The 11,925-nt window shown below is 51.6% G+C and carries 9 protein-coding genes; all 9 read right to left on the bottom strand.

All coding sequences use genetic code 11. The features are described from left to right. Positions 1–237: 237 nt before the first annotated feature. Positions 238–540 (bottom strand): hypothetical protein, encoded by a 303-nt coding sequence (locus Poly41_RS31720; protein WP_146531390.1) that lies wholly within the window; start codon positions 538–540, stop codon positions 238–240. A gap of 136 nt (positions 541–676) precedes the next feature. Further along, positions 677–2,566 (bottom strand): asparagine synthase (glutamine-hydrolyzing), encoded by a 1,890-nt coding sequence (gene asnB / locus Poly41_RS31715; RefSeq protein WP_146531389.1) that lies wholly within the window; start codon positions 2,564–2,566, stop codon positions 677–679. Between the two features lie 89 nt (positions 2,567–2,655). Next, positions 2,656–3,297, bottom strand: a complete 642-nt coding sequence (locus tag Poly41_RS31710; protein ID WP_146531388.1) for an acyltransferase — start codon at positions 3,295–3,297, stop codon at positions 2,656–2,658. Between the two features lie 77 nt (positions 3,298–3,374). After that, the gene (locus Poly41_RS31705; RefSeq protein ID WP_197231908.1) at positions 3,375–4,490 is read right to left on the bottom strand and encodes a glycosyltransferase; all 1,116 of its coding nucleotides are present in this window, start codon (positions 4,488–4,490) and stop codon (positions 3,375–3,377) included. Positions 4,491–4,633: 143 nt separating this feature from the next. Next, complete coding sequence (locus tag Poly41_RS31700; protein WP_146531386.1) at positions 4,634–5,776, bottom strand: glycosyltransferase; 1,143 nt, start codon at positions 5,774–5,776, stop codon at positions 4,634–4,636. A gap of 73 nt (positions 5,777–5,849) precedes the next feature. Then, entirely contained in the window at positions 5,850–7,220 is a 1,371-nt protein-coding gene (locus Poly41_RS31695; RefSeq protein WP_146531385.1) for a hypothetical protein, read from the bottom strand. Between the two features lie 121 nt (positions 7,221–7,341). After that, complete coding sequence (locus tag Poly41_RS31690) at positions 7,342–9,264, bottom strand: glycoside hydrolase family protein (RefSeq protein ID WP_146531384.1); 1,923 nt, start codon at positions 9,262–9,264, stop codon at positions 7,342–7,344. A gap of 790 nt (positions 9,265–10,054) precedes the next feature. Continuing rightward, positions 10,055–10,912, bottom strand: coding sequence for an FkbM family methyltransferase (locus Poly41_RS31685; RefSeq protein WP_146531383.1), 858 nt, complete (start codon positions 10,910–10,912; stop codon positions 10,055–10,057). Between the two features lie 163 nt (positions 10,913–11,075). Next, positions 11,076–11,864, bottom strand: a complete 789-nt coding sequence (locus Poly41_RS31680) for a class I SAM-dependent methyltransferase (protein ID WP_146531382.1) — start codon at positions 11,862–11,864, stop codon at positions 11,076–11,078. Positions 11,865–11,925: the final 61 nt, after the last annotated feature.

Raw genomic sequence — 11,925 nt, 5'->3', positions numbered from 1 at the left:
CCCCGACGAGAGAATTAAACTTAAGTTCTAGTCCTTCAATAATATGTGCGTCTTGCATCAACGCATTATCGACGAAATAGGTGTTTTTCTCCTATAGCAGTTCGATACTTTATTTGCGGACGGTCCCTAGCGGAAGTCGCAGAGACTTTCGGACCGTGCAAAAATACACCAAGCTCATCGAAAGTCTCTGCGACTTCCGCTACAGCCCCCACCCAATCACTCCACGTCATTCCGCCCCTAGCTACTCGCTTCTAGCTCTTCAATAAACGCTACCAGCGTTGGCACATCGCGGTACGGGCTGGACTTGCGTGACATCGCTCGTGCGTCACTCAAACTTACCTCGACCCCTTCATCGGCCAGTGCATCTTCGATATCCATCAGCAGCGTGACCAACCCGAGCGACTCGAGCGGACTGCCTTGACCAAAAATCCGGGCGTCTTCGGTCGTATCGAGTTGCTGGTCGCTCTCACGGCCCAGGTTCAGGTTCGTGATTGCATCGAGAATCAAATCACGAATCTGACAGTCAGTTAACGTTGTCATCACTGGACTCCATAAGGAACAAAGGCGGCGCGTAGTGGAAGATCCCGTAGCGGAACTCGCAGAGAGTTTCGGTGGATTTGGGGATTCTGCGGGTCCGAAAGTCTCTGCGACTTCCGCTACGATTTCGAACGATAGCTTACGTATTTCTACCCCAAAGTTCTAGAAACAGCAAACTCCAGATCCGGTCACCGTGGCCCCAGTGGCCTGCTTGATGTTCGTGTAATATGGACTCGACTGCACTTGGCTCAAAGAACGAATGACAAAACGCATCCGACGACATCAGCATCTCGCGAGCAAAGCCCTTCAGGTCGTCTCGGAACCATCGGTCCAGCGGAACACTGAAGCCCATCTTCGGCCGCCTTCTCAATGATGGCGGAATCATTTCAAGAAACGTTTGCGTTAGCATCGGTTTGATCTTGCCAGGCTGTGACAACGCAGCGAACGAGAACCGCCCAGCCAACTCGACGACATGATGATCCAAGAACGGACTGCGGCATTCCAACCCATGGGCCATGCTGGTAATATCGACTTTCGATAACAAATCACATGGTAAATACGAACGCAAATCGGTCCGCATCGCTTGCATGCCAGGCGTCAAGGATGAAGATCGTCGCATCAAATTGGCAACGAACGAAAGTGATGCATCCGCAGAAACCTGATCACGAAACTCGGGGCGATACAGCGAATCACGGCGAGATGGTGGGAAACCAGTTAGCCACTGTGCATAGCGCTGATCCGCTGGCTCTCGCAAGATATCTAAACGATGCTTTAGTCGTTGGCGCACCGTCTTTTGCCCACCGCCAGGAATCAAATAACGCCACGGACCTGTCAACAATGCCTTCATGGGTCTCGGCAAACGATCGAAATACCTTAGTCGATCCACCGTTTGATAGCGATCGTAGCCAGCGAATAATTCGTCGCCGCCGTCGCCGGTCAGGGAAACTTTTACATGTTGCCGAGTCATTTGTGACAGGTAGTAGGTCGGCACCGCACTACTGTCCGAGTACGGTTCGTCAAACAGCCAGACCAACTTCTCCAGAAGGTCCAGCGAGTTTGGGGTGACTTCCATCGCACAATGATTTGTCTTCAGATACTCCGCTGCAGCGTGGGCATACTCGGTCTCATCAAACTCATCGACCGGAAACCCGATCGTGTAAGTATTGGTCGGCTGAGCCGCATGTTTCTGCATCAATCCGGTAATGATCGTCGAGTCAATTCCGCCTGATAAAAACGCACCCAATGGGACGTCGCTGCGCATGCGCAGCCGCACCGAGTCACTGAGCACGCACGTTAGTTGCTCTTGCAGCTCCAAAGTCGACGCTGTTTCATCAGGACAAAGCTCGGGATTCCAATAGCACGATGTTGTCAGGCGTCCAGACTCAAAAACCGCAATATGTGCTGGCGGCAACTTTTGGATCGAATCGTAGATCGTTCCCGGGTGCGGGATATAGCCATAGGTCAAGTATTCATCGACCGCTTGATTTCGAATTCTCAGCGGAACATGGGAGATCGCCTTGATCGCCTTAATCTCACTGGCGAATAGCAAACGATCCGCTTGATGGCAATAAACCAGCGGCTTCTGTCCAAGTCGGTCACGAGCTAGCACCAAGCGACGCCGCCGTTTGTCCCAAATGGCAATCGCGAACATGCCTCGCAAGTGGGTGACAAAATCGTCCCCGTACTGCTCATACAAATGGACAATGGTTTCCGTATCCGAATTCGTTCGAAATCGATGCCCCTGTTGCTCGAGTCCCGGCCTTAATTCCCGGTAATTGTAAATCTCGCCATTGAACGATATCCAGACCGATTCGTCTTCGTTGCACATCGGTTGCGCACCGCCACCAAGATCGATGATCGACAAACGACGATGGCCGAGCAGCACTCCAGATCCATCGTCGAAATCATCGCGATACACACCGCGACCATCGGGCCCGCGATGAGCAAGCGTGTCCGTCATCCGATCGAAATCAGCCGAATCGACGGGAGGGCTATTAGGCAACCAAACGGCGCCGGTGATACCACACATAGGAGATCTAGCAAGTAGCGGAACTCGCAGAGAGTTTCGTCACAACAGGAAAGACTAACTTCGGATATCGAAAGTCTCTGCGACTTCCGCTACGGGGAAACACATCGCCACTCGCGAACGACTTTCGCTGGCACGCCTACTGCGACGGCATAATCCGGGATCGGGCGATTGACGACCGCACCGGCTCCGATGATCGAATGTTCGCCGACATCCGCCATGATGATCGCGCCGGCACCAATCCAGGCGCCCTTTCCGATAAAGACCCGTGAATAGGTTTGACCTTGTTCGTGCATCGAAGCCTCAGAATCCTCGCGGTCGTGTTCGCGACCACCGCTAAGGATTTGGACTCCATCGGCCAGCATCACTTCCTCGCCGATATCGGCATACCCGATGCTGCAGTAACGACCGATGTACGCACGCTCGCCAACACGCGCTTCGGTCATTGAAAAAACACTGTTCCAACCCAAATAGACGTCACGCCCGCAAGCGTCAAGCACCGAGCGGTAAAACGCTTGACGCAAATAGACACCACGCAGACCGGGGATACGTGCGATCGATTCAGAGGACGAGGTCAGAGCTCGTGGACCCAGCAGTGCTTTCGCAAGGAAAAAACATGTAAGTCGAGGTAGTACGGCGATCAGGAATCCGAACTGAACCAGTCGCTTGACCAAAAACGACGCGGAGAGGCTCGGAGGACGAATTACTGTCCCGGGATCGTTCTTATTCATCATATCGTAGCGGAAGTCGCAGAGACTTTCGGACCGAGCAAAAAAAACGTCAACCTCATCGAAACTCTCTGCGAGTTCCCCTACTCTAACACTTGGTCATAGACAGCCGCCATTTTCTGCATCCGTTTTTCAAAGGCAAATTCTTCGATGACATGGTTACGAGCTGCAGCGGCAAATGCGCTCCGTCGATCGGGATCGTTCGCCAAATCATGGATCGCATCGGCAAGTGCATCGCGGTTCCCAGGATCAACCATTACCCCGTATTGACCTTCGCCGAGCAGTCGCGGCACTCCGCCAATCCGAGTTGCAACGATCGGTGTCTCAAGTGCCATTGCTTCGAGCAGCACATTGGGCAACCCCTCACTGATACTGCTGAGCACAAAAATATCCGCAGCCTGCAGCATGATTCGGGGGTCGATAACGTGCCCCATTAATCTAACCGACTGGCTCAATCCCAATCGCTCGATTTGCGCTTCGAGTATCCCCCGGCAACCTCCCTCGCCACCAATCCAAAGCGTGACGGGACATCCTCGGCTGTGAAGTTCAGCCACGCTGTCAATGAGGATGTCAAATCCTTTTTCCGCGGACAAACGCCCTAACGCCAATATGACGATCCCATCGTGTGCGTTAAGCTGCAGCTGTGTTCGGGCCTGTCGGCGAGACAAAGTTCGGCGAAACGAATGGGTATCGATTGCATTTTGAATCATGTATGCCCGCTTCTTTGAAACCCGCCAGCGCCTTGAGCTCAGATAAAGGTCATCCGAAACAGCAACCACCGCATCGTAGAACGGCAAACATGCTTTTCCCACCGTGGCATACAAGTGGTTTCGGCCGCCCACGACGCCCCATCCGTGCGTGGTGGTCACCAGTTTCATCGGCCAGTGACGACGGACCTGTAACCCCAGCACATTCGTCTTGTAATCATGTGCATGCCATATGGCGACGTTGCGATCCTTACAGAATTGCGACAATCGTTTGACCAGTTCAAAGTCGATCGGTTTGCCATCGGGCCAAGCAATCATCTCAGCCTCGGACTCAATCGCTTTTTGTTTCAGCACTTCAATCCCAGGGTCGCCGTTGGGATGCAAATACAGGCACGCCGAATCGTACCCAAAGTCCTGCAAATAGCGAGGCGAATTCAAAATCGTCTTGTCAGGCCCACCCCCCACATCGGTAACGATCCGCGTATGAAGCACAAAAGGTTTCGTAGCGGAAGTCGCAGAGACTTTCGGACCCATCGAATCCCCCGTAGCGGAAGTCGCAGAGACTTTCGACCCCATCGAGTCCCCCGTAGCGGAAGTCGCAGAAACTTTCGGACCGTGCAAAAATGACCTCACCCTTATCGAAACTCTCTGCGAGTTCCGCTACTGGACATCTGGCGATACAACCCTTGATAGGCTGCGTGCATCGTCGAATCACTAAAGAGTGTTTCGGCTCGCTCACAACCTTGCTCACCCATTCGTTTTCGTAGATCGGCATCCTTTGCGAGCCGCATAACGCTTGCTGCGATCGCTGCATCATCACCTGCCGGCGACAGCAATCCCGTCACACCGTCGAGGACAACTTCAGCAATCCCGCCCGCGTCGGTTGACACACAAGGAACTCCATTTGCCATCGCTTCGATCAACGTCAGCGGAATCCCTTCGGAAACACTCGTCATCAGGAACATGTCGGCGGCGTTAATCAATCGTGGTACATCGTTACGCGTACCCAGCAAGGTGATCGAACGATGGAGCCCGAGCTTATCAATCAGTCGTTCAATCGAGGGCCGTTCTTCACCATCACCCACCAAGAACAACCGCACCGTAGGGCAATCGGTTAGTCGCGCCCAAGTACGCACGGCGGTCCCATGGTCCTTCAAGGCATTTAGCCGTGCGACCTGAAACACCGCAATGTCCGCGTCGGAGATTCCGAGTTCTTGTCGCACCTCCGCTCGCACGCCGGGAGAGTGCCTAAACGCGTTGATGTCGATCCCGTTATAGATCACCTCAATCCGGTTTGCAGAGATTCCTTCGTTATCAATCAACGCTTGTTTGACTTGTTTTCCCACTGCAACGATGTGGTCGCATCGCCGCAACAAAACCTTGTTTGCGAAAACTCTTTTGGAACGACGATAATCCGGGAACGACCGTCCGTGTTCAGTGAACAGGATCGGAGGTCCGCCAAAAGGAATACGACTGAGTGCAGCGTAAAAAAACGGCGTGTACTGCTGAGCATGGATCACGTCGACGTTGTGTTCACGACACAAACGAGCGAGTTTGCGGGCGACCGCGAAGTCGAATCCGGATTGACGACCAAGCGTCTCCACAACCTGTCCATCCCGGCGCAAGTTTTCGCCGAGTGAACCGATCTCGTCGAGACAGGCAAACAGCGTATTGCACTGATCCCTGGACCGCAACGCATACTCCCGCGCGAGAATCTCGGCACCGCCGACATTCAAGGTATGGACGACCTGACAAACCTTCAATAAATCTTGATTCATATGAGGTGATGCGGACCGGTATTCCAAGACCTGACTACGAGAGTCGTACGATTTACCAGCCGACCAAACATGCCTAATTCGCCGGTTCTTTCTGTTCTTTAAACACGTGAATGACTGGCGTATGCTCGTAGAACTCTCCTGTTCGGTCAGCTTTTGCCTCAGCCAAGTAGAACAAATCCCTCTGTCTAATCAATGACGTACAAATCCGACACCGGCTTTGCGTTCTCCCTTCGCTATCAACGGAAGTGTCCCACAAAATGGATGTGATATCCTCGAACGTTATGTTCACATCCGACGCAAGTCGAGTTCCTTCGCACACTTCAATCAGTTCTTTCGCCTGAGCGAAAGCAAGATATGCATGGACCGGCGATGCGTGGTGTCCCTTATCCGGTTGCGACATATCGGGAATCCAATTTTCAGGCTTTGCAACAAAATTCCCAAAGCCATCTGTTCCATCTGCCATCCCGTACCATCCACCAACGCCATTTCGGTGCGGCCAGACGAAATAGTCGTCAATAAACACGCCGCTGCCGTCTGACATGTAGTTCGTTGCGAGCGAGTGCTGACAATCTCCTGTGTAATAGATGAGTTTTGACCATAAAAGAGAATCACCGGAAACCCTTAGTATGGACTGCCGTGGCCCATATGCCTTGTCAAGCCAGGAGGCTCGCGCCAGAAAATCTCCGTACTTTGCGAGCGGCGTCCCCGCTAAAGGTGTAAGTCGTCCATTGGGGTCCGATGGGTGCTGGCCTGTGAACGTCTTCCGATCCATCGTTTTAAACGGCGAGATTCTCTGTAAGGTGTGTGGATCGTATTCTGCCAACGAGGGTACGATGTCTCCTTGAACGTGATAGCCTCTCGCAAAGTTTAGGAATAGACGCCCCTCAGCGCAGCACATGCCAGACAGGCCCGACGAGAAGCCTTGATTGGCGTTCGCAACGTAATCAGATAAAACCTCAAAACGCTGGTCAGGGCACGGAACCGAGGGAGTCTGATTGGGATCCGCATGAGGATCCAATAACGATGGCTCCGGAACGTCGATGATATAAACGCGGGTTGCCGACTGTGCCCGTCCGGTGGCAAGATAGAGCCGTTTCCCATCAGGGTGCGGAGCAATCAGAGTTGTGGCCGCACTCAAATCTCGGGCAATGTCGCCCTGCTTAATTCGGAAAGCACCGAGGTACTCGAGGCATCCAAATACTTTCGCCGGTCCGTTCGGTTGGCCGGTCACTAAGTCGGACGACCTGCCATCGACCACCTCGTTGTCGAGACCGCTACTCGCAGACTCAGTCAGAACATCAATCGTTTTGCTCGTGCTCGGATCCGATGCTTCGTGATTAGCGTCACCTGGAGAAATTTGGGCGGAGGTGATGACAACTTCGTCGCAACCGCCACCGAACAGCGGCGTGAAGAGCAACAGCACAACGGAGGCAAGGTTTTCCATGCAAATTCTATTTGTTACCACAATTTTTGCTCCACGACAAAATGAGAAGACGGCTGAAATCGGAGGCCAGAGGGATCCTATTCGAATCGACAGGGCCTTGCACTGGATGACGGTACGATCTTCAACGCGAAAAATACCGATTGAGTCGCGTCGCCAAACTGGTTTGACGAAACGATCGTATCCAGGGTCTTGGACGCAGTGCCTGCCCGAGCATCGTGACCATGTCCCGAGGCGATCGCAACTGCTCGCGAATCCGTTGCTTTTGCGAGCGAAAAATCTGCTTGGGTTGCCAACTGCTTGATGATGTTGTGCCTTCGCTGGTTTGCAAGCGTGAACCAATTGACGACGCATACTGAAAAATCGGAAGTTGCTGTAACGCGATCGCAAGGGGGCGTGTGAAATCACGTGTGTTGAACGTTTGCAACTGGGCCCAAGCCGTACCAAACAAATCGCGTCCTCTTGCAAACATCTTCTCGCCTTCTTCGCCGCCCACGACGGAGTGACCAATCAACATCAACGTCGTTCCCTTTCGTAAATCTTGCGCCGCCCAAGTCTCGGTCGGAAACTCCAATTGCTCCGGTGCATCCAAGTAAAGCGATTCATTCTCTAGCATCCAATGCCCATACTGATCCAAGCAAGCACGGACGTAAGCATTCACTTCGTGACTTTGCGTACCGGCTATTTCTAAATATCGGATCAATGACTGCAAGCAAACGGTGTACGACCAGCGAAGTTCAGCATTGTCCAATTGCAATTCCTGCGGACAGTCGTTGGGGTGAACCACACGAAAAATCAGTTCAGTGGTCTTCTGCAAATACTTTTCATCGTGCGTTAACTGCCATGCATCCAGTAGTGCATTGATTGAATTACCTGCACCACGCCCTGGACCATGGAAATCAGCCTCCGACGTAGAACTCGCGTTTCCCGTCGGTGCACTACTGAGTGGCGCTAATAGATGTTGGCTGCCGTCGTCCATTGCGATCACCCAATCAGCCAGCGAAAGAACGGATTCTTTGCTGCGTTGGTCACCGGTCAGGAAATAATAGAGCAACAGCCCGGTCGTATAGTTGTGTTCGTTCCCAGGACCGCCACCGCCCGCAGGATGCCGTTGACCTAACATCGTTCGCGACATACTGCGGTGCGTACAAGTGCCCGCGTCGAGGTAATGTGCAGTGTGCCAGAACAACCCTCCATTATAAACCGATCGATCTAGTTGGGTGTGGTAAATGTCGATGTCGATGATGTGGCGTGCGAGTGGTGAGGCCAATTCCCACCATCGATTGTCGCCCGATAGGAGGTACTGCCGAAGCAAACCGTGCAGTAAATCATATTGATTGTTGAAATGGGATATCAGCGGTTTAGGTTGGGTGGCGTATGCTTCTTCATGATCGGCCCACGTATCGCCAAAATTTCGCCAACCGTACTCGTCAATTGATTCACGTTTGCGAAAAAAATTTCGCGGACCTTCTACGGCATCTTGAAGCAGATCGTGACAGAATGAATCATTGACGGAAGTCACCGGCGAAAACCACTCCAACCCACCACTATTCCTCAAACAATCGACCGTGGGAGCGGCGGTAGCTGGTTGATGCACCCAGTCCAAAGAACTGGAGTCCCCTTCGCCACACCCTAGCTCTAACCACAATGTGCTTGTGGTCTGTTCACCAGGCTGCAATTCATGAATCCACCCTTCTTGCTCTGGAAAGATTTGAACCTCAATATCCCCGCCATGAACATGAATCGCGTTGGGGAATTTTTGCCAGAATTCTGGAACGGCTACTTGAATATGAGCATCGGAACTGCACAGTCCAACGGAAGGTGAGGCGCGCTGTCCCTCGAAATGTTCCGATTCAAAAACGACTTGGTAACCGTTCGTAACACGGGGTGCTTTACCGTGTGCATCAAGATGTACACGGCTATTCCAGTTTTCGCCACCACTGGTTTCTTGAACCAGACGCCATTGCTCGGCATTCGTCTGGCGAGTCGGTTCGGTCGGTGATTCTTTCCAGAGGATTCGTCGATCAATTGGAAGTGATGTCGACAACTTTACGCTTAGAGAATGCAGGCGTTCAGAATTGAAATCACCCAAATCCCAAAAACCGCCGGGGTGCTCGGCCCTGCGTGGATTTCGAACCGAAATTTCGAGTTTCAGGAGCGGGCGATGACAAAACAACGTCAAATCTGCAAAGAACTGTATGCACCGTCGAGTTCCTAGATCGCCCTGAAGATGGACGGTTGAGAAGAGCGGACCTGTCGCGGTTAATTTCGATTTGCATATTTTGGCCTGCATTTTTTCGCCAGAATGACGATCTGCCGACATTCCGATTTCGAGCTTCGGTGTGGCATCGGTGTCTTCCCCCATGAGTACCAGTAATTGCTCGCTGCTGGCGTCGGTGGTGACGTGACCCCATGGCACGGTGAAGCATGCTTTATGTAAATCGAAAGTCGTTTCGTCAGAGATACGCGACACCTTTGGCACACAACTAAAAGAGAAGTGTTGCGTCTTCCCTGCGGTGATACTCACAAGAGTTGTAACAAGTATCCACCGCGGGTTTCCCGATGGCCAAGTCGCCAGGATTTGCGATTGGTTCGCACATTCCTCACCTCTCTCATCTGTAACGACCCAATTTGCTGTGTCCGACGTGTTCCGGTCAGGGACAGGGACACCGACGGAAATTGGCTCATCACACATGTTGCGGCACCGGGGTGCACGGATCCACCATTGAGCAACAATTTCTTGAATTTGCCTTATATCTGCAGAATTGTCGGCAGGTCTTATTGAATTCAATGTGATTCGTGCTAATTACTGTTAAAAGGTCGGCTGGAGAGTGTAATTACGAAGTAAATTCTGCGTCATTGCCTTGAGAATAGTCGCGATGGTACTTAGAAGGAGCCGCAACCTTTCGAGCAACATCCTCACGCGATTGGTGGATCGCAATGTAGTTGGGTCCCAGGAAATCCTCTTGGTCGTAACTGTAGGATGCAAAACGAACGCCGTTCGGCTCTAATTTCCCGATTTTAAAACCGAGCGGTACGAGCATCCCGTAGAAATCTTTAAGCAAAAAGTGCGTTTCGATATTCACTTGACCATACTCAAACTGAATCATGTGAATCTTCTCCGCTCGTAGCATCTGCTCGAACCCGGCAAGTACCCGATTCTCCGCTCCCTCTGTATCAATTTTCAAAAAATCAATTCTCTCGATATGTGCATTGCGACAAAATTCGTCTCCAGTTTCGAATCGCACCCGCATACTGTCGACATCCCCCTGGTTGTTCATTCTCACAAGTGAGCTTCGGGTAGGCCGTTCAGAGACCGAAAAAAACTGTTCTATTCCGCCGACATCGGACAACCCAAAATCAGATACATGCACCTTTTTTTCCTTGCCAAATCGTGCGAGTAACTTTGCATTCAAGTGGGGCAAAGGTTCAAATAGAAACAGACTTGCATCAGGCAAGGTTTGCTTACAAAGATGTGTCCAAGCTCCATCATGCGCTCCAACGTCGAACACACAGCCGATATTTAATCCTGCTAACTGATGAATTAACCATGCCTCACCATTTAATTCCATGTCGTAGCATGCCCTTCGTTTTGCAGACTCAACGATGCCAGCAACACGTCGCAACAGTGAACCTATTGGGCTATGCATTGATTGGGCTTTTTGCATCAGATATGCATAGATATGTTGTTTCAATTTCTACTTCCTCAGGCGATTCAATGATAAATGAGTTGAATTCTGCAATTGGTACCGCGAACTTACTGACATCAACCCTGCGACGAGCTCACCATCTTGAAAATGGTCACCAGCTTAAACCGTTTCAAATGAACCAGAGGATCACCATGTTCTCGCATGTTCATCAATCACTTTGTGGTTTCTTTGCGGCGGCGAGCATCGAGGCTCCGTTCGGCAGCATTCGAAACATCGAATAATCGCCCTGCATCAGCCATTCACGAAAAGCCGCAAATCGATACATCGGCGGCGTATAAGTTGCCAAAAATGAAAACAAATGGCTCCGCATTCGAAAAATGGGGCTTTCAAATCCGATACTACAAACACGATCAGCCGCTTCCGTGGTTCTTATCCTCCGTACGTGCGTTGGATCTTCCCATGTCCAGCGGCGGTATCCTTCTGGCGTTGATTCAATTTGGCCGCGTATCATTGACCACATGTGCTCTACCGAAAAGCGATTGCCGCAGGGCGTGGTCCAGACAAACGTGCCTCCTGGGCGCAATATCCTGAAAATGTCTCGGAGATAGCAATCCAGGTCTTGAACATGCTCCATAACCTCGACACTAATAACGTAGTCCATGCTTTCATCGGAATAGTCCGCCATCCCATTACGAATCATTCGGTAATGTGTCTTGCGTTCGTGGAAGTGCTGTGCGAATACACTTGCCGCAGTTTCGCTGATGTCGCAATAAAAGATGCGTTCTGGAGCAAACAACTCTTCCCACAAGGGCAGATGCAAGCCGGCGCCCGCTCCATAGTCTAGCACGTCGCAGTCTCGATTTACTCTACAAACTTTGCTCAAAAAGTGCTTCAGCGCCGCAAGTCTCGCGTACTCGCAACCCGACAATTGTTGACGATATCCGTCTTTGTACAAAGCATCGTAATCACTCGCCGTAGCCGCTTTTATCATGTTCATGTTCTTGCTTGTTCACGCAGTTTTCTAGATGAATGCTTTCTTTACATTGCACCGGCAAGAT

Origin of the sequence: Novipirellula artificiosorum, assembly GCF_007860135.1 — a bacterium.
GTDB classification, from domain to species: domain Bacteria; phylum Planctomycetota; class Planctomycetia; order Pirellulales; family Pirellulaceae; genus Novipirellula_A; species Novipirellula_A artificiosorum.
The sequence above is the reverse complement of the archived record's forward strand: the minus strand, read 5'-3'. Positions and strand labels throughout refer to the sequence as shown.